The 24510-nt window shown below is 63.4% G+C and carries 24 protein-coding genes; 18 read left to right on the forward strand and 6 right to left on the reverse strand.

All coding sequences use genetic code 11. The annotated features are described in order from the left end of the window. The first annotated feature begins 2 nt into the window (after positions 1-2). The 6 genes from AC3A35_RS08710 to AC3A35_RS08735 all read left to right on the forward strand — a co-directional run bounded on the left by AC3A35_RS08710 (position 3) and on the right by AC3A35_RS08735 (position 5472). Entirely contained in the window at positions 3-509 is a 507-nt protein-coding gene (locus AC3A35_RS08710) for a LysM peptidoglycan-binding domain-containing protein (RefSeq protein ID WP_487435647.1), read from the forward strand. Between the two features lie 31 nt (positions 510-540). Continuing rightward, on the forward strand, positions 541-735 hold the full coding sequence (locus AC3A35_RS08715) for a hypothetical protein (RefSeq protein ID WP_487435648.1): 195 nt from the start codon (positions 541-543) through the stop codon (positions 733-735). A 462-nt stretch (positions 736-1197) separates the two neighbouring features. Next, complete coding sequence (locus AC3A35_RS08720; RefSeq protein ID WP_487435649.1) at positions 1198-1590, forward strand: hypothetical protein; 393 nt, start codon at positions 1198-1200, stop codon at positions 1588-1590. A 110-nt stretch (positions 1591-1700) separates the two neighbouring features. Beyond that, the gene (locus AC3A35_RS08725) at positions 1701-3218 is read left to right on the forward strand and encodes an efflux transporter outer membrane subunit (RefSeq protein ID WP_487435650.1); all 1518 of its coding nucleotides are present in this window, start codon (positions 1701-1703) and stop codon (positions 3216-3218) included. Next, a complete protein-coding gene (locus AC3A35_RS08730) occupies positions 3215-4408 on the forward strand; it encodes an HlyD family secretion protein (RefSeq protein ID WP_487435651.1) in 1194 nt (397 codons plus the stop codon). Before AC3A35_RS08725 ends, AC3A35_RS08730 begins: the two co-directional genes overlap by 4 nt. A gap of 8 nt (positions 4409-4416) precedes the next feature. Continuing rightward, a complete protein-coding gene (locus AC3A35_RS08735; protein ID WP_487435652.1) occupies positions 4417-5472 on the forward strand; it encodes a DUF2955 domain-containing protein in 1056 nt (351 codons plus the stop codon). A gap of 14 nt (positions 5473-5486) precedes the next feature. Here AC3A35_RS08735 and AC3A35_RS08740 read toward each other — a convergent pair whose 3' ends face one another. The 6 genes from AC3A35_RS08740 to AC3A35_RS08765 form a co-directional block, all read right to left on the reverse strand. After that, positions 5487-5819 carry a hypothetical protein gene (locus AC3A35_RS08740; protein WP_487435653.1) on the reverse strand — a complete coding sequence of 111 codons (333 nt, stop codon included), beginning with the start codon at positions 5817-5819 and terminating at the stop codon, positions 5487-5489. 36 nt (positions 5820-5855) lie between these two features. Next, positions 5856-6683 (reverse strand): transporter, encoded by an 828-nt coding sequence (locus AC3A35_RS08745; protein WP_487435654.1) that lies wholly within the window; start codon positions 6681-6683, stop codon positions 5856-5858. Positions 6684-6739: 56 nt separating this feature from the next. Next, a complete protein-coding gene (locus AC3A35_RS08750) occupies positions 6740-7621 on the reverse strand; it encodes a YfaZ family outer membrane protein (RefSeq protein WP_487435655.1) in 882 nt (293 codons plus the stop codon). A 45-nt stretch (positions 7622-7666) separates the two neighbouring features. Then, on the reverse strand, positions 7667-8041 hold the full coding sequence (locus AC3A35_RS08755; RefSeq protein WP_487435656.1) for a response regulator transcription factor: 375 nt from the start codon (positions 8039-8041) through the stop codon (positions 7667-7669). Between the two features lie 85 nt (positions 8042-8126). Beyond that, positions 8127-8756, reverse strand: a complete 630-nt coding sequence (locus tag AC3A35_RS08760; RefSeq protein WP_487435657.1) for a response regulator transcription factor — start codon at positions 8754-8756, stop codon at positions 8127-8129. Then, on the reverse strand, positions 8753-11356 hold the full coding sequence (locus AC3A35_RS08765) for a PAS domain S-box protein (protein WP_487435805.1): 2604 nt from the start codon (positions 11354-11356) through the stop codon (positions 8753-8755). Before AC3A35_RS08765 ends, AC3A35_RS08760 begins: the two co-directional genes overlap by 4 nt. Before the next feature lie 221 nt (positions 11357-11577). Between AC3A35_RS08765 and AC3A35_RS08770 the strand changes: the two genes are divergently transcribed. The 12 genes from AC3A35_RS08770 (at position 11578) to AC3A35_RS08825 (ending at position 24345) form a co-directional block, all read left to right on the forward strand. After that, the gene (locus AC3A35_RS08770; protein WP_487435658.1) at positions 11578-12249 is read left to right on the forward strand and encodes a DUF3313 domain-containing protein; all 672 of its coding nucleotides are present in this window, start codon (positions 11578-11580) and stop codon (positions 12247-12249) included. Positions 12250-12388: 139 nt separating this feature from the next. Then, positions 12389-13006: a hypothetical protein gene (locus AC3A35_RS08775; RefSeq protein WP_487435659.1), complete on the forward strand. Its 618-nt coding sequence runs from the start codon at positions 12389-12391 to the stop codon at positions 13004-13006. A gap of 93 nt (positions 13007-13099) precedes the next feature. Then, positions 13100-13561: a hypothetical protein gene (locus tag AC3A35_RS08780; protein ID WP_487435660.1), complete on the forward strand. Its 462-nt coding sequence runs from the start codon at positions 13100-13102 to the stop codon at positions 13559-13561. A 9-nt stretch (positions 13562-13570) separates the two neighbouring features. Further along, complete coding sequence (locus AC3A35_RS08785) at positions 13571-13963, forward strand: hypothetical protein (protein ID WP_487435661.1); 393 nt, start codon at positions 13571-13573, stop codon at positions 13961-13963. A gap of 135 nt (positions 13964-14098) precedes the next feature. After that, entirely contained in the window at positions 14099-14350 is a 252-nt protein-coding gene (locus tag AC3A35_RS08790) for a hypothetical protein (protein ID WP_487435662.1), read from the forward strand. 109 nt (positions 14351-14459) lie between these two features. Then, positions 14460-15209, forward strand: a complete 750-nt coding sequence (locus AC3A35_RS08795; RefSeq protein ID WP_487435663.1) for a DUF2092 domain-containing protein — start codon at positions 14460-14462, stop codon at positions 15207-15209. Positions 15210-15227: 18 nt separating this feature from the next. Further along, on the forward strand, positions 15228-15692 hold the full coding sequence (locus tag AC3A35_RS08800; RefSeq protein WP_487435664.1) for a hypothetical protein: 465 nt from the start codon (positions 15228-15230) through the stop codon (positions 15690-15692). 8 nt (positions 15693-15700) lie between these two features. After that, positions 15701-18121: an arylsulfatase gene (locus AC3A35_RS08805; RefSeq protein WP_487435665.1), complete on the forward strand. Its 2421-nt coding sequence runs from the start codon at positions 15701-15703 to the stop codon at positions 18119-18121. A gap of 145 nt (positions 18122-18266) precedes the next feature. Continuing rightward, positions 18267-19148 carry a peptidyl-prolyl cis-trans isomerase gene (locus AC3A35_RS08810; RefSeq protein WP_487435666.1) on the forward strand — a complete coding sequence of 294 codons (882 nt, stop codon included), beginning with the start codon at positions 18267-18269 and terminating at the stop codon, positions 19146-19148. Beyond that, the gene (locus AC3A35_RS08815) at positions 19145-20134 is read left to right on the forward strand and encodes a HupE/UreJ family protein (protein ID WP_487435667.1); all 990 of its coding nucleotides are present in this window, start codon (positions 19145-19147) and stop codon (positions 20132-20134) included. Before AC3A35_RS08810 ends, AC3A35_RS08815 begins: the two co-directional genes overlap by 4 nt. A gap of 174 nt (positions 20135-20308) precedes the next feature. Beyond that, positions 20309-22231 carry a DUF3604 domain-containing protein gene (locus AC3A35_RS08820; RefSeq protein ID WP_487435668.1) on the forward strand — a complete coding sequence of 641 codons (1923 nt, stop codon included), beginning with the start codon at positions 20309-20311 and terminating at the stop codon, positions 22229-22231. 191 nt (positions 22232-22422) lie between these two features. Then, positions 22423-24345, forward strand: coding sequence for a DUF3604 domain-containing protein (locus tag AC3A35_RS08825; protein ID WP_487435669.1), 1923 nt, complete (start codon positions 22423-22425; stop codon positions 24343-24345). The last annotated feature ends 165 nt before the right edge of the window (positions 24346-24510 follow it).

Raw genomic sequence — 24510 nt, forward strand, 5'->3', positions numbered from 1 at the left:
GCATGCCCATCGCAAGCTTCCGTGGCGAGAAAAGCGTCGCCGAAATCGCCGACAAGCTTTACCTTCGGCTCACCCCCAAACAACGCGAGAAAGCCGAAGCGGCGCTGCTGAAGGCCAATCCGCAGCTCAAGGACATCAACAAGTTGCGGCCGGGTACCATCCTGCGCCTGCCCGAGCTCCCTGAGCTGCGCGCCAAGACCAATCGCAGCCTCGACAACCCGGCGGCACAGATCGCCGACACACTGGCCGAGTCCTTGAGCGATTACACCAAGGTCCTTTCCGACCGCTACCAACACGACCAGGAAGCCACCAAGACCCAGATCGCGCTGCTCAACAGCGCCAAGCTCAAGAAGGAACTTGCCGACGCACCGATACTCCAGAAACAGGCGGATGAAGCGCGGAAGACACTGGAGGCGCGCGTCAAAGCCGTCGAGCTACGCCAGGCGGCGGTCGACACCGCGGTCAAACAGGCGTTGAAGGATATCGAGGTTCAGTCGGGTTCCGGTTGAACCGTGACACCCACCACTCTGGAGAACCGACGTGGCAAAAATCGAACAGCTGGAACTGGAAGAATATCGCGACGACATCATTGCCGACGTAAAGGCCCTGGTCGAACGCTATCGCGCAATCTTCGGCTGGGACGTCCCGGACATCGATCAGGACTTCGCGGACCGGCTGATTCTCGTCGAGGTGCGCAAGGCACTGGACGATATCGAAAGGAAGTTGCTGGGCTGACGACTTCTCGGCGGTCACCGTCTGCCCGAGCACGATGCCCACTCCGGACGGTGATCGATGCGTCCGCCACGAAAAGGATAAGCAACAGCGGACCCAATTCGCCTGACCATGGCCACGGAGTGGGCACGCCCACCGCAACCGGGACGGTCACGCTGCCAAACATCCCGACATGCTGCAGGCCGGTGAATGCAGCCAACACCAGAAATGCCGAGTGTTAGACCAAAGCCCAATAGGCAGCGATACGGAGCAAAAGTAGCATGTCCGCAGGTTGATCCGAAACTGCTCCCTGCCTGGAGAAAATGTCATGCGTATTTTTCCACGGGTGATTCTGATGTTGCCACTGCTCGCGCCATTGTCCAACCGAGGCGCGTCCAACCGGGGAGAATGCGAATGACGACAACGGCTAGCGACTCTCTGTGGGAGACCTTTGAGCACACGCCCTCGAGCAGGCAACGGGCGTTCATGCGCTACTTCACCGCAACCCTCGTGGATCTCGTGGTGCTGGGCCTGTTCGTCGAATACTGGGACTACGTCGCTGCCGACTCGTTCACGGTCATCCTGATCGCCTCCGTGCTGTTCCAGGTGCTCCTGAAGCTCACGATTGTCCTGGAGCATCGGGTTGCCGCCTTCTTCAGCGCGAGACCGGGAGGCGTTAACAAGTTCATGCGCTTCTTCAGCGCCTGGCTGGTGCTGTTCGGGTCCAAGTTCGTTATTCTCGAAGCGCTCGTCTTCACCCTGGGCGACCGTTTGCATTTCGGCGGGCCCCTCCATGGGATCGTGGCCCTGATCGTGGTCGTTGTGGCGATGCTCGTCCTCGAAGCTGCCATCGTAAGGCTCTACCGCAGCATGGCCTGACTATGCCGTGCTATCCGAGAACGGCAGACCGTATTCGAGAGCGGCGATGTCCTGCCTGTCCGGCGATGGACGCCATGTCCGTAATTCGGTGGAGCGTGCGGACGGTGGTTATGGCAGGGGCCGCACTGCTCAGCGCCTGCACTACGGTGGGGCCTGACTTCAGGCAACCTGAAGTACCCTGGCTGGACGCCTGGACGGACGGTTCCCTCAAGTCGCTGGCCGTTGACTCGGGAGGTCCACGCAGTACACAGACGCAGGAGTGGTGGCGCAACTTCAACGACCCGGTGCTCGACCAGTTGGTTGCCGAGGCACAGCGCGTGAATCCTAACGTGCGGACCGCCGGTCTGCGCATCATGGAAGCGCGCGCCCAACTCGGGATTGCCGGCAGCACGCTCTACCCGCAAGTTCAGCAGGTCACCGGCGAGGTGCTCCGGGCGGGAGAGAAACGGGCGGGCGCTCGGGACGTCAGCGTGACCTCGTTCGGCGCCGGTCTGCAGGTCGGTTGGGAACTCGATTTCTGGGGCAAGTTCAGCCGCAACGTAGAGGCCGCGGATGCCGCTTATTTCGCCAGCATCGCCCAGTATGATGACCTGCAGGTGCTGATGGCCGCCCAAACGGCCAGCTTCTACTGTTCGATCCGTACGCTGGAGGCGAGACTGGTAATCGCCCGCCAGAATGCAGCCTTGCAAAAGCGCAGCCTGGAGATTACCGAGCGGCTGTACAAGGGCGGCACCGAGTCCGAACTGGATGTGCAACAGGCGACGGCCCAATATCTCGGCACGCTGGCCACCATACCTCAGCTCGAGAGCGTGCTGCGCCAGACGCAGAATGCGTTGAGCATACTGCTGGCCAGGCCCCCGGGCCCGTTGCCTGAAATGGCCGCAGGCAAGGACGTGATCCCGCAGGCTGAGCTGGAAGTCATCGTCGACATGCCGGCCGATCTGCTGCGCCGCCGTCCGGACATCAGGGGAGCGGAAATGCAGCTGGCTGCTCAGTCTGCCCTGATCGGCGTGAGCATGGCGGATCTCTATCCGTCAATATCGCTGTTCGGACTGCTTGGACTGTCGGGCACGTCCGTGCGCGGGTCGCCCAATGTGCTGAGTTGGGGCTTCGGGCCGAGCCTGGTCTGGAACGTCTTCGATCATGGTCGGCTCACCAACACCGTATTGGTCCAGGATGCCCGGTTCCAGCAGCTCTACGAACAATATCAGGATGCGGTATTGCGCGCGGCCCGTGAGGTCGACGACGCCGCCGTCGGCTTCGCCAAGAGCGGCGAGCAGATCGCGCTGCTCGAAGGCGCCGTAAAGGCCGCGCAGCGCTCGCTGGACATCGCCACGATCCAGTATCGGGAAGGGCTGACCGACTTCGAGCGGGTGCTCGACACGCAACGAGTGTTTTTTGGCCAGCAGGACCTTCTCGTCACCAGCCGCGGCAACCTCACGCAGCGCCTGATTGAGCTTTTCAAGGCGATGGGTGGCGGCTGGGAACAGGGGCGAAGCCGGCCCGCCGTGGACGACGAGACGCGCGAAACCATGAGTCGACGCAGTCAATGGAAAGGCCTGCTGTTGGCCCCATTACCGGCGCCTGGCGCTGACGCTCGAACCACCCTTCAGGAACGGCAGCCATGACCCAGAGCGAAGAATCCACCAAACCGGACGAGCCCCCGGCTTTGACTGGAGAAGAATCCACGAAGCCGGACGAGACCCCGCCTCTGACTGGCGAGAAATCTCCACCGCCGGCCACGGCCGGCAAGGGAAGCCGGCGCGGTGCGATCATCGTGCTGGTGTTGATCGTTGCAAGCCTGGCCTGGTATTTCGTTTCCGATCGCCTGTCCCCGTATTCCTCCCAGGCAAGGGTTCAGGCCTTCGTCGTACCGGTGGCGGCCGAGGTGTCGGGCAAGGTGCTGAAGGTGCACGTCAAGAACAACGATGAGGTGCAGCCCGGGCAGCCTCTGTTCGATATCGATCCGACTCAGTACCGTATCGCGCTGCAACGCAGCCGTTCGGACTATGAGTCGGTGCGACTTTCGGTCAATGCCTCGACGGCGTCGGTGGAGGCGGCCAAGGCGTCATTGCAGGCGGCAGTGGCAAGTCGCGTTTACGCACAACAGGATGCGACACGACTGGAACAGATCTTTGCGCAAGATCCAGGCGCGCTCTCTGTCCGCCGCGTCCAGAACGCGCAGGCCAACCGGCTCACGGCCCAAAGTCAGGAGAAGAAGGCCGAGGCGGATCTGCGCAAGGCTCAGGAGACAGCGGGCGAAAGCGGTGACAAGAACGCACAACTGGCGAGTGCCCGGGCGGCGATCGAGAAGGCCGAACTGGATCTCAAACGTACTCAGGTGCTTGCACCCGCCCGCGGTACGGTGACCGACCTGCGCACCGATGCCGGGCAATTCGTGCAGGCCGGCGCGCCCGCGATGACGCTGATCGCCTTTCACGATCTGTGGATCAGCGCCGACATGACCGAGAACAACCTCGGCAACGTCAAGCCGGGTGACAAGGTCGCGATCGTACTCGACGTGATGCCGGGCGAAGTTCTGACGGGGCGCGTACGTAGCGTTGGGACCGGCATCAGCCCCGGCAAGCCGACTCAACCCGGCGCCCTGCCTGAGATCCAGAACAGCCGCGATTGGCTCCGGCAGTCACAGCGATTTCCGGTGACCGTCGAATTCGACCCGTCCGAACGCGAGCGACTGCGTGGAGCGCGAATCGGAGGCCAGGCCGACGTGCTGATCTTCACCGGGGACCACACCGTGATGAACTGGCTCGCCGGGGTCTACATCAGAGTATTGAGCTACTTTTCGTATCTCTATTGAATGCCTATATGAACCGCGCTGACAAAGCGGTACTGCGGTTGGGCGTAGGCTTGGGCCTGTCCGTGCTGATCGCCTACGGATTTGCGCTGCCCCTACCCTTCGTTGTCTGCGTGCTGACTGTGTTGTTGCTGTGCAAACCCGGGCCGCCGATTCCGTTCCTGAAGGGTGCGGTGATGGCCGTTGTCATCGCTGCCCTGCTGGTGGCGGGCGTGCTCATGGTTCCAGTCCTGGAAAACTACCCTGTGACCGGCGTCGTGGTGACCGGCGCAGTGCTCTACGCGGTGTTCTTCGCCGGCGCACGCAGCGCCAGTCCACTAACGATCTTCCTGGTGATCGCCTTTACCTTCATTCCCGTGGCCGGTGTCGCCGATCAGGCCCTGACCACCGTCCTCAGCGTGGCCGTTGGGGTGGGGCTCGGCACAGGCGTTCTGGTCAGCGGCGTGTCACACGTTTTTTTCCCCGACCCGCCGGTGGCCGCCAACACGCCAGCGCCCGCCCCCGTCAGTGCGGAAACGGCAAGCTGGAGCGCCCTGCAGGCTACCTTGGTCGTCATGCCCGTATTCGTGTTGGCGCTGACCAATCCGGCCTTCTATCTGGCGGCCATCATGAAAACGGTGACGCTGGGCCTGCAGGCCGGCGCCACCAACGCGCGTTCGGCCGGACGTGAGTTGGTGGGATCCACAGTGATGGGGGCATGGATGGCGGCACTGGCCTGGCTCGGTCTGTCGCTGCGGCCGAACCTGTGGATGCTGACCTTATGGATGGTGGCTGCGGCGCTCTGGGTGGGTGTGAGGCTATTCCGAGTCAAGTCCACGACTTTCCCCCCGTCGTTCTGGGCCAACGCGCTGGTGACGATGCTGATCCTGCTGGGGCCCGCCATTGAGGATGCTGCCATCGGCAAGGATGTCTACACCGCTTCGGCCACCCGCGTTGCCCTGTTTATCGGGGTAGCGCTCTACGCATGGGCAACGGTGTGGCTGCTTGAACGCTGGCGTGCATCAAGAACCAATCGCGACGCCGGGACGTCGTCGCGGGCAAATGACAAGAGTGCAATGCCACGCTGACCGGTCGCCGCGGCCTACTCTTTCGCCCCGGCCTCCTCCCACAAGGCCCGCCCAAACGCCTTCCATACCGGCCCCCCATGGCTTTCCATGTCCAGCGTTGCACTCTCTTCCATGGTCTGGAGCATCAGCGACGCCAGGCCGAACAGATCGATCCTGGCCTTGAGCGCGAAGTCGACCGGTTCGCCATGGGCGAGCGTGCCCGGCGCCGAGTGGTACGCAAGCGCTTCCCGGGCGAGCGCACGCACCTGCGGCTCATCACTCCAGTCGATCCCCAGGGCAATGCCCTTGCGCTCGATCTCGAGTTCGATCTCCCTGACATTGCGGTCGTAATCCTCAAAGCCTGCCATTGACTGAGCCCATTTGAACACGCTCCGAATGATGCTTCATTTCGGAAAAAGGAAGGTCACCGTAAAACGCAAGCCCCAGTCCGGGCCGCCTGCCGGACGTTCCACGTACTTACGCGCGCCCAGTGCAAAACTCACCGGCTGCTTGCCGAACTTCACCAACTGGCTCGCGGACAGGTTGATCGGCACGGTCCAACGCTCGTTCTCCCAATCGTAGGTAGACTCGGTGTTCAGGCTGAAGGTCGTGTAAGTCCTGGTGGTATATGACAGGAAAGGCTGGACAAAGGAGGCGCTGATGTCGTCGCGGCTATCACTGCCGCCGAATGACCAGATGTGATTGGCCAGCATGCCATAGGTCCAGCCACTGTCCTGTCTGAGTACGACCGCCGTGGGCCCGGCGCCCCACTTCTCGCTGCCGACGGCGTCGTTGGTCGCGGTGGGCAGGAGCAGGACCGGTCCCGCACCCCAGATCCAGCCGCCGCTGGTCGGCGCCTTGGGCGAAAAGAACAGGCTCTGGGTGACATCGCCCAGCCCGGATTCGCTGCTCGCCCCGGCGGCGGGCGCTTGCGCGTCGATGAAGGGGACGATCGTGGGCGAGATCAGATTCCAGTCCTGGCTCAGCGAAGACGGGATGACGGGTTGAACGACGTAGGTGGTTCGATCGGCGTCCCCCGGGCCGATGCCGGTATCCCAATCGACTTTCACCGGGACGCTGATCAGGCTGGCAATCGGGTTGGCAAGCTTCTTCGCCAGTTCGGCGCTGTCGTCGGAACTCTCCTCCGTCTGCTGCGCGGCGCAATTTGATGCGAGTGCGGCCAGCACAAGCGCCACGGCGGTGACGGGCGCGATGCGTGCTCCATGTATCATGGATTTCGATTACCGGTTGTTTATGTTTATGCAGAGCGAGCGTGCACTCCAAAACCTCAGAAACGGAAACCCACACCGACGTAAGCGCCCTGCATTTCCATGTCGAAGAGGAAGCCGTCGTCGTCATAGTCGACGTTGAGATAGCGATAGCCGAGCTTGCCTGAAATGGTCCTGGAGAAGTCGTAGCTCACACCTGCAATGGCCTGCACGGTCGAGTCGGATCCTAGCCCGAAGCCGCCCACATCCAGGTAGCCCATGAGGGTCAGACGATCGGAAACCGGGTGCTGGACACGCACGCCGATGTACGGATCGGTCCATGACTCACGGCCGCTGCGAGAAACCGTCCTCGCGCCGCCGCCGCCGAGCGGGCCGAACAGACTGGCATCGATATCGGCCTCGACATCGAGCCGCATGTAACGCAAACCACTGAGCACATCGACCATGGTCGGACCGGTCGACACGCGGAAGGCGCCGGCAACGGCAAACAGGGTCTGCTCCACGGTGACGTCGGCGTCCACCCTCGAGCTCGCGCCGACGGGCCCTGCCGCGGTCCGGCTCGCGGTTGCCGAATCGGACACCTTCAAGTACTGGGCATCGACCAGGATGCCCCAACGACCGCTGCGGGCCTCGAACGCACCCATCAACGCGAAGTCCAGGACGTCGACGACATCGGAGAATCCCACGTCGAGGCTCGTCTTGGGGAGACTGCCTGACTGAACGTCACCTTTCATCCCGGCCATCCACACATAGGGCGTGATCTCGAATTGCCAGCCCTCGTCCGGGGTGGTCATGGACTGAGCAGAGGCAAACCCGGATCCGCCGATCGTCAGCGCAGCCCCCAGGCATAGGCGAGCTGCAAGACTGCGCGGCGCACAGCGCTTGTGATCACGCGCATCCTGACCGCATTGGGTGGTATCTGTCGTCAAGTTCATGGTCATCCTCCTTTCGTTCGATCGCAAGGATCGAAGGTTGAACAGCAGCCATCATGGTTTCGGGATCGCCGCGTGAATGGCGTCGAGCAGCACCTGCTCGTCGATCGGCTTGAGCAGATAGGCGGCCGCCCCGCCCGCCAGCGCACGGGAACGGGATTCTGGGGTGTCGTGGCCGGTGATCACGACCACCGGTACGCTGTACCCGAGGCGCGCCAGCTGTTGCTGAACCTCGAAGCCGCTCACCCGGGGCATATGCAGATCCAGTACGACGCAGTCGAGGCAGCGGCCTTCCATACCGGCGAGAAAGTCGACGCCGGTCGCAAAGGTCTCGACATTCATGCCAGCCGAACGCAGCAGCCTCTCGAGCGCCCGGCGCACGGAGTCTTCGTCATCGACAACGGCAATGTGGGGCCGCAGGGTGTCCATTGCGCGAACTTAGCAGTTGCGCAAGCGGCCAGTAATTGGCCTTTGGGCTAACCACCCACGGAAGTTCCGCGACCAGGCCGGTGAATTACTTCTCGGGGGTGAGCGAAATGCCCACCCGCGCAGCAAGCAGCACCAGCTCGGGAAGCGAGTGGACGTGCAGCTTCTCGATGATGCGTGCGCGATGCACCTTTATGGTCTTTTCGACCGTACCGAGTTCCGCAGCAGTCTGCTTGTTCAGCCGCCCTGCCACGACGTAGGCGAGAACCTGCAACTCTCTCGGCGTCAGGGTGGCAAGGCGAGCGCGGATCTCGGCAAGCTCGGCGCGCTCGGCACGCGCCGCGGCATCCCTTTCGATGGCAAACCGGGCAGCGTCGATCAGGCGTTCATCCTCGACCGGTTTGGTGAGGAACTCGACGGCCCCACCCTTCATCGCCTGTACCGTGTCGGGCACATCGGCGTGGCCGGTAAGAAATATGATCGGCGGGGGATCGCCCCAGGCGAGCAATGCCTTCTGCAGTTCGAGTCCGCTCAGCCCCGGCATCGACAAGTCGAGCACCAGGCAACCAGCGACATCCGGATCGTAGGCCTCGAGAAATTCCTGTGCCGAAGCGAAAGTCGACGCGGTCAGACCGGCCGACTGCAGCAGGCGCGCGGTCGCCTTGCGCACCGAAAGCTCGTCGTCGACGACAAATACGGTGGAAGTCTGTCCGCTCAAGTCGAATCTCCCGAATGTGCGGGCACCGTAAAGCAGAAGCAGGCACCGCGCCCTGACGAATTGTGAGCTGCCCACAGACGGCCTCCGTGGGCTTCGACGATCCTGCGGCATACCGCAAGACCAAGCCCCAGTCCTTCCGCCTTGCTCGACACGAAGGGTTGGAACACCCGTTCCAGATCCTCCGCGACAATGCCCCGCCCCTGGTCGGTGACGGAGACCTCTACCAGCCCATCGCCACAGATCGCGGACGTGACGCTGAGCCGCCGGTCTTCCACCGGCTCGGCGGACATCGCATCGCAGGCATTGACCACAAGGTTGAGCAGAACCTGCTGCAACTGTACCCGGTCGCCCCTGACGTTGGGCAGATCGGGGGCCAGCGTTGTGTTCACCCCGACGTCTGCATTGAGCATGTCGCTGCGGACCAACCTGAGCACTGCCCGCACCGCTTCGTTCAGGTCGATCGATTCGAGCCGCATTTCGCCCTTCTTGAGCAGCAGGCGCAGGCCCTGGATGACCCCGCCGGCACGCCGGTCGTCCTCGACGATGTCGCGCAGGATCTCGCTGACCTCGTTCAGGTCCGGCGCGTCGCTTGCCAGAAACCGCAACGCCGCCTGGGCGTTGCTGAGAATCGCGGCGAGCGGCTGGTTGAGTTCGTGCGCGAGCGAACCTGACAGTTCGCTCAGCATTGTCACCCGCGACAGATGAGCAAGCTCGTTGCGCTGCAGCTCTATCTCCAGTTCCGTCGCCTTGCGCGCAGTGATGTCGGTGCTGACCCCGAGCACCAGTCGTGCGGTGCCGTCCCGCTCGACGATGGGACGCTTGATCGTCTGCAGCCAGTGGCAGGCCCCGTTGGCGTCGGTGATTCTCTCCTCGACGATGAACTGCTCCCGGCGTGTCGCCAGAACTTCGCGGTCGGCGCGAAGGAAAGCCGCCACTTCGTCGACATCGGGATTGAAATCCGCGTCCGTCTTGCCGATCAGCTCGCGCGGCGTCGTGCCGTACAGATCGGCAACGGTCTGATTGACCAGCGTGAATCGACCGTCAGGGTCCTTCACAAAAATCAGACCGGGATTGATGTCGATAACCTGCCGCAGGAAGGCCTTGTCCCGCCACAGCTGCTCTTCACGTTGTTTGAGTTCACTGAGATCGACGACAGTGGCGAGCAGCGTCTTTCCAGCGGGACCGGGCAACAGGCTGAGGCCGACCTGCAGCGGAAACTTACTCCCGTCCTTGCGCCGCCCCACCACGTCGTCCTCCATCGGTATGCGTTCCGCGGGGTCGGCACAGTCGCGAGCCGTGTCATGGGCTTCCGCCGATCGCAGGTGTTCGGGCAACAGAAGCTCGATCGAGCAGCCGATGAGATCCGGACAGGCGTAGCCGAAGTACGCTTCCACCTGGGGATTGACGTAGGTGATCATGCCCGCCGTGTCCATCATGATCATGCCGCAGGGCGAAGCCTCGACGACGCGCCTGAACCGCTCCTCGGCCCGTTTTCTTTCGGTGATATCGAACAGGACTCCGCGCATTACCCCCTCGGTGCCGTCGACGGCGCCATCGACCCGTCCACGCGCCGTCACCCAGTGTATCTGCCCGTCCGGGAGCAGGATGCGATAGTCATGTTCGTAGCGGGCGCCATCCCGACGCGAAAGCGCCACCGCCTGCAGGATCCCGTCACGGTCCTCGGGATGTACTGCACTCAGGAATCTGGCCAGATCGACCCGCTCATCGGGTGCGAAACCGAATTGCGCAAGACCGTGTTCCGCAAACCAGAGCTCGTCACGATCGATATTCCATTCCCACACCGCAAGGCGTGCGCCCTCCGTCGCCAGCTTCAGGCGCTCCTCGGTCCGATGCAGTGTCGACTCGCTTGTCCGCAGTTTTCGGGCAAGCAGTTCAGAGCGGACCACATCCCGGCTCATGTCGTACGACATCACGGCCGCCAGAGGCGCAAAGAACAGGCTCACGGTGGGCGGCCAGTCGACGACCCCCAACACCACCAGAACCGCTTCCGCTGTTGGGAACAGCACGAAGACCGCGATGCCGCTCCCGACGATCAGTGCCCGCTGCCGCTCCCCACGCCGCCACAACTCGATCGTTGCATCGACCACAAAAACCAGCAGCAGGATCAGGCTCAACTGGCCGACGAGCATCAGCGGATTCGGGACGCCCACGGGGATCGAAACCACATCGCCGAGAAACGAGACCTGCCGCAGATGGGTAATCTCGAGATAGTTGAGATTCTCGCCGACGGCGAAGTTGAGCAGCAACGCAAGCGTGCGGATGCCGAAGACCGACCAGACGAGCCATCGTCGTCCGACCTTCAGATGAAAATGGACGAACCCGGCCACGACCATGATGAGCAGCCAAACCGGCACATGAATCCAGCGCAGCGCGGCGCCATACTCGCCGGGGGTCCGGGCCTGCATCATCCGCAACTCGAGGTACACCATGGCAGTCAGGGCCACGGCGGCCCCCAGCGACAGGAGCAGCCCTCCGGACGCCCTGCGGAGCTCGAACCAGACGAACAGGTGTACCGCAGCCAGGGTCAGCGTCGCCGCGACGAGCATCGCAAGAATGACCGGGACCGCACTCACTACCATCGCCAACACTTCTCTTTCATGTTTCACCCAAAAGAGTTGTCGGCAAGCGAAAAAGCAGGCAACGATCGTCGCGAATCTGCATGCCAACAAAAACCACGTGACAGCACGTCTGTGCTTGTCAGCGCCCCCGTTGGACCAAAGCCCAATATCCGCGGACCCCGTGCGGAACTAGCATCCTCAGCATAGACCCTGATTTGTAACTTTTTTCCAGGAGCACTGAGATGCGCATTCTGCCATGTTTGATGAGTATGACGGTCGCCACGTTCGTGCTGACAGGCTGCTCGACCACCGCCCAGAACAAGTCGGAAGAAGGGGCGAATCCCGGGTTTCTCGGAAACGCCTATTCCAAGCTCGAGGAAGTGCAATCCGCCTCCGGAATGAAGGCCATGCGCTGGATTGCGCCGGGCATCAGCCTGGGCGGCTACCAAGCGGTGATGCTGGACAAATCCGTTTTCTACCCTGCACCGATGGCTACGGAGCAGGTGAGCATGGCGACGCTCAACCAGATCACCGCCTACTTCGACGAAGCGCTGCGCCGCGAACTGAAAGGCGTTGTGAAACTGGTCGACGAACCCGGTCCCAAGACCCTGCGCTTCCGCCCCGCGATCACGGCTGCTGGGGGCAAGAACATGGGCCTGAAGGCCTATCAGATGATCCCGGTTGCATTCATCGTGACCAGGGGCCAGACCGAGAAGAAGGCGTCGCTGGCGGTCGAATATGAGTTGGTGGACACGGAGAGCGGCAACGTCATCGGGGCCGGCATGCGCGAGGGCGAAGGGAAAGAACTCAAGAGCATGGAAGACAAGCTGACCCTGGACCAACTCAAGCCAGTGATCGACACCTGGGCCAAGGATGCGCGCGCCTTCATGGAAACAGCCCGGGCAAAGAAATGATCGATTCGGTGCTCCTGACGACAGAACGGAGCACCGCTCGTAACCGGCAGGATCAATCAAGGACTGCGGCAATCGAGATCAGTGGATCTTCGGTTCCACCCTCAGCCCTGTCCGCCAATAGCACTCTTCAATACACGGAATGGAACAGAACATGCGCAGACTGCTCATCACCGGCTCACTGGCCCTTTGCCTTGCCTCACTGCCGGCTTTCGCCCAGCAGACGCCCGTCGCCGTCACCGCGGAGTCGAACACACCGGGGCAGGTATCCATGGTGGAGGCCATCCAGGCCTCGGCCATGGTTACCGCCATCGACAAGACGACGCGGACCATCACCCTGAAGGGCCCGGAAGGCCGCATCTTCAACGTAGTGGCGGGTGATCAGGTGAGAAGTTTTGCCCAGATCGCGGTAGGGGACGAAGTGATCGTGGATTACATCCGCGCGCTCAGCCTGCACGTACGCAAGGGCGGCGGACTGCGCGAGCGCACGGAAAGCAGCGGCGCCGCTCGTGCCATGCCGGGCGACAAGCCGGCCGGCATCGTCGGCCGTGAAGTCAGGATCGTCGCCGACGTGATCGCCGTGGATCCGAAGATGAGCACGGTCACCCTCAAGGGGCCGGACGGCAACATCATCGAGCTCGACGTCAGGAACCCGGATCACTTCAAGGTCGTGAAGGCAGGTGACCAGGTTGAAGCGGACTACATCGAGTCGCTGGCCATCGCGGTCGAGCCGGTGGCGATGAAGGGCGCTAGAAAATGATCAAGTTGGCGGCGAACACCGACAGGCCACGTGCAGCAGCCAGGAGCCACGGGGCGTCTGTTCGCGCGATGACTTTCAGGTTGGAGAACTTGCATGAACCGAATCAGTAGAGGGAACTTGCTGCTTGCCGCCCTTGCGACCGCCATGGTCGGGGTCGGTCCGGCCCAGGCCGCTCCCATCGCCTATCCGGCCAAGGGCCAAAGCGCGCAACAGCAGCAAAAGGACGACAAGGAATGCCACAACTGGGCCAAGGGCACGACCGGTATCGACCCGGCGGCTGTCTCCTCGGCGCCGGCTCCGGCACCGGGGCCGGCGGTAGGCGGCGGTGAGCGTGTGGCGGGTGCGGTGCGTGGCGCGGTGATCGGCGGCATTCTCGGCGGCAGCGATGGCGCAGGCAAGGGGGCCGGAGTGGGCGTTGTGGTCGGTGGCTCGCACGCGCGCCAGAACCAGCGATCCAAGCAGGCTCAGTCTCAGGCCCAGCAGCAGGAAAAGCTGAACACCTTCTACCGCGCCCATTCGGCGTGCATGGAAGGTCGTGGATACACGATCAGGTAAAGGGCAATCATGAGACTCATCAGGAATATTTCGATCGCCGCACTTTCCGTGGTGGCGACGGCGGCCGTGGCGGGCGACTTCGACGGCTCGAAGGCCCTGATCTGCGCCCCGGTCACGGTGATGGACTGCGTGCGTGGCGACGAATGCTTCACCGTCTTGCCCGAGGATGTCGATGCACCGGCATTCATGCGTTTCGACTTCGAGAAAAAGGCGGTGATCGGCCCCAAGGTGTCCTCCGAGATCCTGTTGCAGGAGAACACCGCGGATCAAATGCTTCTGCAAGGCCGTGAGGACGGATACGGGTGGACGATCGTGATCGATTCGGACTCGGGAGAGATGAGCTTGACGCTTGCGCGCCGCAAGCGGGCGCTCGTCCTGTACGGCTCGTGCACGCCGCTCTGAGCTTGCCCTGCCACGTCGGAGGCGCCACGAAGCGGATACCGGCGCACCCCGCGATGTGACTTGAGAAATTCAGTGTCGTGGTCAGCCGATCGACCTCGACGAACTGCCGCAGGGCTCGCAAACCGGAGAACTTCAATGACCAACATCACACGCAAACTGGTGCCGGGACTTTGCCTGGTTGTTGCCGGATGGGGCGCAAACGGCGAGATCACTTCGACCCAGGAGATCAGTGTCGTCGCTGTGGCACGCGCGGTGGTCGGTGCGCCAGTGACACCCGTCAGTGTTGCGGGTGTCGCAAGACGGTCCACCGTCGGCGTCGGGGCGCCGGGCGTGGGTGTCGCGCCCGGAAATCGGGGCGGTCCGGTGAACCGGGTCGGGGTGCGCTGAAGCCGCACAAGCCAGAACGCCGGTGGCTCGGGCACGTGAACGACATGCATCCGTTATGCATATCGAAGCGCCTGATACAGCCCACCAAAAACGACAACCGAGGACTCCCATGAAAACCACCAAAACCAAGCCCCTCCTCGCCGCCGCCGCGCTGGCCGTGGCCTGCATGCCGTGGCTCGCGTTCGCGCAGTCGGTCGACCCCGAGGCTGACGAGGTGCTGCGCGCCATGACGACCTATATAGGCGCGCTCAAGCAATTCAGCGCGCAGACCGAGAGCACGCTCGAACTGGTCACCATAGATGGGCAGAAGATCCAGTTCACCTCCCCCGCGACAGTTACGGTTTCGCGGCCGGACAAACTGATGGCGGAACGCCGCGGCGACATCATCGACCAGGCGTTCTACTACGACGGCAAGACGCTGACGCTCTACAACCCCGGCAGCAGGCACTACGCAACCGTACCTGCGCCCGCAGACGTCGACGCGATGCTGGAATTTGCCCGGACCCAGCTCGACATCATCGCCCCGGGCGCCGACCTGATCGACAGCCACGCCTACGAGCATCTGACACAGGACGTCAAGACCGGCACCTATGTCGGCATGGCGACCGTCGGCGGCCATCGCTGCCATCACCTGGCCTACCGCTCGATCGATGTCGATTGGCAGCTGTGGGTACGCGATGGCAAGCAGGCGGTTCCGTGCAAATACGTGATCACCTCGCGGGAGGTGGCCGGCGCGCCGCAATTCACCGTCAATATCCTGAACTTTGACCCGGCACCGAAGGTTTCCGACGCACAGTTTCGCTTCGTGCCGCCTGCGGACGCCAGGCCGGTCGAGTTCATGCCTGTCCCGTCACGCTGATGCCGCGAGAAATCCACCATGAAAATCTCTCCCCTTAAGCTTATCGCTGCATCCTTCCTTGTTCTCGCCGCGGCCGAACTCATCCCGGTCACCGGTGCGCACCCCGTTTTGATCAGCGAGGCACAGGCCATAGTCGGCGCACCGTTGACGCCGGTCAGCGTCGCAGGCGTGGCACGGCGCACGACGCGGCGTACGGTCGTGGCAACCTCCTCCACTGCGGCGGCGACCAGCGCCGCCGCGGCCACATCGGCCGCAGCCGCACAGCCGGCCGCACAGCCGGCCGCACAGCCGGCCGCACAGCCGGCCGCAGCGCCACCGCCGACGGCTGGCGCGCCGCTTGCCGTCGGAACGATCGTCGGCACCCTGCCCGCCGGGTGCGTGTCGGCGCCCATCAGCGGCATCGAGTACTACCTCTGCAACGGCACCTATTTCCGCCCGACCTTCCAGGGCAACAACCTCGTATACGTGGTGCAACAACCATGAGTTCACAGATGAACAAGGAACCCGGCATGCCCACTAGCGCGATCTGCGGCCCGCGCACCAGGGAAAACACCGCCGTCAGGACATGTCGTGTCGTCGTGCTTGGTTTGCTGGTCGTGGCATCGGGACCGTCCCTGGCCGCAGCACCGGCAACATTCGAACCCGATCGCACGATTCTGCCGATCCAGTTGCCGAACCCGCAGGTATTCGAGGAGCTGGACGCGCGCAAGGTAAGCGTGCCGCCCTCAAAGCCCGAGGTGAAGGCGCCCACGGGAGCACCAAACGTGGTGGTGATCCTGATCGACGATCTGGGCATGGGCGCCACCAAGACCTTCGGTGGTCCGATCGACACGCCGACGCTGGAGGGGCTGGCCAATGACGGCCTGCGCTACAACAACTTCCACACCACCGCCCTGTGCTCGCCGACCCGCGCCGCGCTCAAGTCCGGACGCAATCATCACACCGCGAACATGGGCTTCATCACCGAGATGGCAACCGCTTTCCCCGGTGCCACCGGCCAGATTCCCGACACCGTTGCACCACTGGCCGAAATGCTGCGCCTGAACGGCTACAGCACCGGGGCCTTCGGCAAGTGGCACGAAACCGCGGCGTGGGAAACCAGTGTGTCCGGCCCCTTCGACCGCTGGCCCACGCACCAGGGTTTCGACAAGTTCTACGGCTTCATCGGTGGAGAGACCAACCAATGGTCGCCCTACCTGTTCGACGGCGTGACCCCGGTCGAACTGCCGCACGATCCCAAGTACCACTTCATGGCCGACATGACCGACAAGGCGTCGACCTGGATCAAGTACCAGAAGGCGATCACGCCCGACAAACCCTTCTTCGTCTATTTCGCTCCTGGTGCGGTGCATGCACCGCACCACGTGCCGGACGAATGGATCGCGCGCTGGAAGGGCAAGTTCGATCAGGGCTGGGACAAGATGCGGGAGGACACCCTGGCGCGGCAAATCGCGCAGGGCATCGTGCCCAAAGACACCAAGCTGGCGCCGAAACCCGAAGCGATCAAGGACTGGGACAGCCTCTCGACCGACGAGAAGCGCCTGTTCACCCGTCAGGCCGAAGTTTTCGCTGCCTTCCTCGAATACACCGACAGCGAGATCGGTCGCATGCTGAAGGCGGTGGAAGACACGGGTCAGATGGACAACACGCTGGTGCTTTACATTGCCGGCGACAACGGCACCAGCGCCGAGGGCGGTGCGAACGGCATGTTCAACGAGTACACCTACTTCAATGGCGTTCCGGAGCAGGTGCCCGACATGCTCAAGCACGTCGACCAGTGGGGCGGCCCGAGCACTTACCCGCACATGGCCGCCGGCTGGGCGGTGGCGTTCAATTCGCCCTTCACCTGGGTCAAGCAGGTCGCCTCCAGCTTCGGCGGCACGCGCGTCGGCATGGTCACCCACTGGCCCAAGGGCATCAAGGCGAAGAACGAGCTGCGCCCCCAGTTCGGCCATGTGATCGACATCGCCCCGACCATTCTCGAAGCGGCCGGTCTGCCGGAGCCGAAAGTGGTCAACGGCACTCCGCAGGTCCCGATGGCCGGCACCAGCCTGGTGTATTCGTTTGACGATGCCAAGGCCAGGGATCGCCACGTCACGCAGTATTTCGAGATCGCCGGAAATCGCGGCATTTACCATGACGGTTGGTTGGCCGGGACGATACACAAGGCGCCCTGGGAAGCCAAGCCGCGCCGCGCGCTGGAGGACGATGTCTGGGAACTGTACGACGTGCGCGCCGACTTCAGCCTGAGCAAGGATCTGGCCGCCAGCAATCCAGACAAGGTGAAGGAATTGCAGGCACTGTTCCTGAAGGAAGCGGAGAAGTACAGCGTCCTGCCGATCGACGACCGCTTCTTCGAGCGCGCCATCCCGTCCATGGTCGGCCGCACCGATCTCTATGCCGGGCGCAGTTCGCTGACGCTGGCCAAGGGCATGACCGGGTTGATGGAGAACGCCTTCATCAGTGTCAAGAACAAGTCAAAGACCATCACCGCCGTGCTCGACGTGCCGAAAGGCGGCGGCAATGGTGCCGTGATCGTCCAGGGCGGGCGTTTCGGTGGCTGGGCGCTGTACGTCAAGGATGGCGTTCCTGCCTATACCTACAACTTTCTCGGCCTGAAGTCGCAGACCATCGCCGCCGGCAAGCCGCTCAATCCGGGCAAGTCGACCGTGCGTTTCGACTTTGCCTACGACGGCGGCGGCGTTGGCAAGGGCGGCATGGCCACGCTATTCGTCAATGACGAAAAGGTCGCCGAAGGCCGCATCGACCACACCCAGCCGATGATTTTCTCGGCCGACGAGACGGTCGACGTCGGCATCGACCTCGGCACGCCGGTGGTCGAGGCGATCGGCGCCGAGAAGATGTCGCAATTCACGGGGGACATTCCGAAGGTAACGGTAGAGGTTCGCTGACTCCGGCATGTGGCCCACTCGCAGGAGCGGGCCGCGGAACGGCGGCGAGTGGTCGCAACAGACAACTTCGGCACTGATGAAAATGGAATCAGCAAGTCTTACTCAAAACATCAATGCAGTGCCGAACGACAGCCGGCGCACCTTCATGCAACGCTGGCTGCGCGAACCCCTGCTGCATTTCCTGGTTGCCGGCAGCCTGCTGTTCGCCGCCTATGGCTGGCTGAATGCCGGTAGCGACGTGAGCGCCGACCGCGTCGTGCGCATTACGCCGGCGGAGGTGAACTGGCTCAAGGAAAGCTGGGCGCGGCAATGGCAGCGCCCGCCGAGTGAGGACGAGTTTCGCGGCCTGGTCGCCGGCTATCTGAAGGAAGTGCTGCTGGCGCGCGAAGCGAAGGAGATCGGCCTCGACGAAGATGACACCATCGTCCGTCGGCGCCTGGCCCAGAAGATGGAATTCCTGGTTCAGGGCACTCTGCAACAGGCCGAGCCCGGCGAGGCGGAACTGCGCAGCTTCTACGAGCGGGAGCGCGCGCGCTTCCAGACGCCGGCACGGGTTTCCTTCAGCCACCTCTATTTCAGCCACGAGCGGCGCGGCGAGCGCGCGGCCGCCGATGCGCGCAGCGCTCTGCGGCAATTGTCGGGTGCAGGGACGGAGACGCCGGCCGAACTCGGCGATCGCTTTCTCGGCCAGTACGACTTTGCGGCGCTGGATGAGCAGGCGGTAGCCGGCACCTTCGGCGCCGCTTTCGCCGGCCAGGTATTTGCCGTCGAGCCCGGCAGCTGGCAGGGGCCGATCGAGTCGGGCTTCGGCCTGCATCTGGTTCGGGTGACCGAGCGGCAGACCGCGCAGCCGCAGGACTTCGCCGCCGTGCGCGAAGAGGTGCTGAGCCTGTGGCGCGAGCAGCGCGCTCAGCAAGGACTCGATGCCTACTTCGCCGCCCTGCACAAGAAATACGATGTGCAGGTGGAGGCCAGCGTCTCGGCGCTGCTCGGGCCGCTGGCGGAACTCACGGAGTCGGCAAAATGAAGCTCGGCTGGCGACTGATAGCGCTGCTGGGTGCGCTGCTAGTGCCGCTGACCGGCTTCGCCCATGAAGTCCGGCCGGCTTACCTGGAGCTGCGCGAAGGGCAGCCCGGCGAGTTTGCCGTGCTGTGGAAAACGCCGATGCGCGGCGACCTGCGTCTGGCGCTGGCGCCGGCTTTTCCGTCCAGTGTCAGCACGTTGTCGCCCGTCGTGAGCCGTGCGAGCGGCAGCGCGGCGATCCAGTCGTGGACGATCGGCAGCCGCGTGCCGTTGCGCGGCCAGGTGCTGGGCATCCAGGGCCTGGATGCGACGATGACCGATGTGCTGGTGCGCATCGAGTTCGCCGACGGCACCAACTGGCTGCATCGGCTGAAGCCGCAGCAACCGGCGGCGACCATTCCGCCCCGGCAAGCCGCCTGGGAAGTCGCCTGGGAATACCTGGTGCTGGGGGTCGAACACATCCTGCTGGGCGTCGACCATCTGTTGTTCGTGCTGGCGCTGCTCATGGTCGTCGTCGGCTGGCGGCGCCTGCTCGGCACCATCACCGCCTTTACCGTGGCCCACAGTTGCACGCTGGTCGCGGCGACCCTCGGTCTGGTGCGGGTGCCGGGACCGCCGGTCGAGGCGGTGATCGCGCTGTCCATCGTCTTCGTCGCCGGCGAGATCATTCGCGGTCGTCATGGGCGGGCCGGCCTGACGGCCCGGGCGCCATGGCTCGTCGCCTTCGCCTTCGGCCTGCTGCATGGTTTCGGTTTTGCCGGCGCGCTGAGCGAAATCGGTCTGCCGCAGGGCCACATCCCGATGGCCCTCCTGTTTTTCAACGTCGGCGTCGAAATCGGCCAGTTGATGTTCATCGCCGTCGTGCTCTATGTGATCCGGCGGCTGCGCCACCTCGCATTCCGGTTACCGGGCTGGTCCGCACTGCTTCCGCCGTATGCCATCGGCAGCCTGGCGATGTTCTGGGTCATCCAGCGCATCGCCGCTTTCTGATTTCTTGTTCAAACCTCAGGTGAAGAGGAGACGTGCCGGCGATCGACTTCATCAAACCACTGACGCCTGCGGAAGTGAAGTCCTCGCTCAACCTGTTCAGGGATCTGAACTTCCTCTTGCAGTTCGCCCCGACTCAATGTGTTGTTGAATTTATAGTTTAGGGAGACGAAAACCATGAGGCCAAGCCTTATCCGAAGCACGATCCTCAGTGGACTGATGGCCGCCGGACTAGCGTTGCCGGCGCTGGCGCACGACCTGGGGGAGGCCGACAAGGAAGCCGTTGCCAAGGCGTTCAAGAAGCCGGGTTACTCGCCGTATGCCGGCCGCAACTTCCCGACGCGCCCGTTCTTCGGCGACACCCACCTGCACACCGCGATCTCACTCGATGCCGGCGCCGTCGGCGCCAAGATCGGGCCCGAGGTCGCCTACCGCTTCGCCCGCGGCGAGGAAGTCACCACCTCCACCGGCCAGCCGGCGAAATTGTCACGCCCGCTCGACTTCCTGGTGGTCAGCGATCACGCCGAGGCCTTTGGCAGCATGGTCGAGATCGTCAAGAGCAACCCCACTCTGCTGGCCGATCCGCAAGTCAAGCAATGGCATGACATGATCAAGCAGGGCGGCGACACGGCGCTCAAGGCCGCCTGGGAGATCATCGGCGCGCTCGCCGCCAACACGCTGCCGAAAGCGATGACCGATCGGTCGTTCATCCGCTCGGTCTGGGAGCCCTACATCAAGGCCGCCGACCGCTTCAACGAGCCGGGCAAGTTCACCGCCTTTATCGGCTATGAGTGGACCAGTACGCCGGACGGAGACAACCTGCACCGCAATGTCATCTTCCGCGACGGCGCCGACAAGGCGATTCAGACGCTGCCATTTTCGGCCACCGACAGCGTCAATGTCGAAGACCTGTGGAAGGTGCTCGGCGCCTACGAGGACAAGACCGGCGGCCAGGTGCTGGCGATTCCGCACAACGGCAATGTGAGCGGCGGACGGATGTTCGCGCTCGCCGATTTCGCCGGCAATCCGCTCACCCGCAAGTACGCCGAGACGCGCGCCCGCTGGGAGCCGGTGGTCGAGGTCACCCAGCAGAAGGGTGACAGCGAATCGCACAGGTTCCTGTCGCCGAACGACGAGTTCGCGGGCTACGAGGCCTGGGACAAGATGAACCTTAACGGCAGCAAGCAGCACCAGGACGCGTATTTCCAGGCCGAATACGCGCGCGCCGCGCTCAAGAACGGGCTCAAGCTCGAACAGCAGCTCGGCGTCAATCCCTTCAAGTTCGGCATGATCGGCAGCACCGACTCGCACACCGGCATTTCGGCGGTCGAGGAGGAGAACTTCTTCGCCAAGGCGCCGCCCTATGAGCCGGGCGCCGACCGGGCGACGCATGTGTTCTCCAAGTCCGGCGACAAGAAAGTCATGTCCTGGGAACTGGCCGCCTCCGGCTATGCTGCCGTGTGGGCTACCGACAACACCCGCGAGGCGCTGTGGGACGCGATGAAACGCAAGGAAACCTACGCCACCACCGGCCCGCGCATGGCGGTACGCTTCTTCGGCGGCTGGGACTTCGAGGCCAAGGATGCGCACAACCGTCAGCCGGCAGCGGTCGGTTACGGCAAGGGGGTGCCGATGGGCGGCGATCTGCGCGATGCCCCGAAAGGCAAGGCACCCACTTTCCTGGTCGCCGCGCTGAAGGACCCGATCGGTGCGAACCTCGACCGCATCCAGATCGTCAAGGGCTGGATCGACGCCCAGGGCGATGTGCAGGAGAAGGTCTACGACGTGGTCTGGGGCGACGCCGACAAGCGCACGCCCGGCAAGGAGGGAAAGCTCCCGGCGGTGGGCAATACCGTCGATGTCGCCAACGCCACCTGGACCAACACCATCGGCGATCCCGAACTGATCACCGTGTGGAAGGATCCGGCCTTCGACGCGCAGCAGCGCGCCTTCTATTACGCCCGTGTCATCGAAATTCCGACGCCGCGCTGGACCGCTTACGACGCCAAGTATTACGGCGTGAAGCTGCCGGAGGAAGTCCCGATGACCACGCAGGAGCGCGCCTACACCTCGCCGATCTGGTACACGCCGGGGACGTGAGGCATGGCCGGTGCGGGATGGACGCCACGGAATGCATAAAGCGCGATGAGAATCAGGCGATACGACCAGCCGGCAGTACGGATCGCCTTCCAGGCTGGCCCGTGCTGCCATACCCGGGGTCATCCAGCGGCATGGCCGTCTTTTGAAATCTTCTGCAGCAAATTCCCGAGAGAGTTGACATGAAAGAACGAATGTTGGTCCAGACCGTCGCCGCCCTCTTCGCCTCGGCCGGGCTTGCCCTGCCGGCCGTGGCCCATGACGCGGGAACGGCGACCCAGGAAAAGATGGAGCAGGTTCACTCCGGCAAACGCAGCTATTCGCCTTATGTGGGCCGAAACTACCCGACCCGGCCCTTCTTCGGCGACACCCATTTACACACCTCGTATTCGATGGATGCTGGTGCCTTCGGCGCCAGGCTCGGCCCAGTCGATGCCTATCGTTTTGCCAAGGGCAATCAGGTCATCGCCTCGAGCGGCCAGGCGGCGAAACTGTCCCGCCCGCTCGACTTCCTGGTCGTCGCAGATCACTCGGACGGCATGGGCTTCTTCCCGCAGATCCTCGCCGGCGGGCCGGCGATGCTGGCCGACCCGCAAGGCAGGAAGTGGAACGAACTGATCCATTCCGGCCGCGGGGCGGAAGCCGCCATCGACATCATCCAGAGCTTCGGCAAGGGCACCATTTCAAAAGCCATCATGCCGGTTCCCGGCACGCCGGCCTACCAGGGCGCCTGGCAGGAAACCATCAAGGCCGCCGAAGATGCCAACGACCCCGGTCGCTTCACCGCCTTCATCGGTTATGAATGGACCTCGAACACCGGTGGCAACAACCTGCACCGCAATATCATCTTCCGTGACAACGCCGACAAGGCCAGCCGGGTCGAGCCTTACACCACCCAGAAGCCGCTGGGCAGCGACAACCCGGTGGACCTGTGGAAGTGGATGGCCGCCTATGAAGAGAAAACGGGGGGCAATGTGCTGGCCATCGCGCACAACGGCAACCTGTCCAACGGCCGGATGTTCCCGACCGTCGAGGCTTTCGGCAAGAAACTCGACAGCGCCTACGTCAAGGAGCGCGCCAAGTGGGAACGCCTGTATGAGGCGACGCAGACCAAGGGCGACGGCGAAGCCCATCCCTTCCTGTCGCCCAACGACGAATTCGCCAATTTCGAGCGCTGGGACAAGGGCAACCTGGACGGCAGCGTGGCCAAGACCAAGGACATGCTGCAATTCGAGTACGCCCGCGCCGGCCTGAAGAACGGCTTGCTGCTCGAGAAGGAACTGGGCACCAACCCGTACAAGTTCGGATTGATCGGCAGCAGCGACGCGCACAACGGTCTCGCCGCACTGGAAGAGGAGAACTTCTTCGGAAAGACCACACCGCAGGAACCCAGTCCGGAGCGCATGACCAAGACCTTCTTCAACCACCCGAAGACCGGCGTGACCATCATGGACTGGGAGGTTTCGTCATCGGGCAATGCCGCCGTCTGGGCGACGGAGAACACCCGCGAGGCGCTGTTCGATGCGATGGAACGGCGCGAGACCTACGCCACGACCGGGCCGCGCATGGCCGTTCGCCTGTTTGGCGGTTATGAGTTCGAGGCAGCGGATGCCAACAACCGCCTGCCCGCGCAGGTCGGCTACACCAAGGGCGTGCCGATGGGCGGTGACCTGCCGGCTGCGCCGCAGGGCAAGGCGCCGACCTTCCTGGTGGCCGCCCTCAAGGATCCGATCGGTGCCAACCTCGACCGCTACCAGATCGTCAAGGGCTGGATGGACAAGAGCGGTGAACTGCAGGAGAAGGTCTACGACGTCGCCTGGACGGGCGACCGCAAGCCGGACCCGGCGACGGGCAAAGTGCCCGCAGTCGGCACCACGGTAGATATCGAGAACGCCACCTGGACGAACACCATCGGGGCGCCCGAACTGATCGCCGTGTGGACGGACCCCGACTTCGACGCCAGCCAGCCCGCCTTCTACTACGGCCGCGTACTGGAAATCCCGACCCCGCGGTGGACGGCCTACGATGCCAAGCGTTTCGGCACCAAGCCGCTGCCGGGAACGACCATGACCCTTCAGGAACGCGCCTATACCTCCCCCATCTGGTATACGCCCTGACAGTGGTCGAGGAGGCAAACCACAATATTCGGATGGGTAACACATCGTGCGGCTCGCATTATTCCTTGGTTTGATCGGGTTGCTTGCAACCAGTGCCAGTGCCGCGCCCGACTTCGTGGGCAGTACGCAATGTGTCGCCTGCCACCAGGCGGAAGCCAAAGCCTG

Source organism: Azoarcus sp. Soil_N_20 (assembly GCF_057656155.1).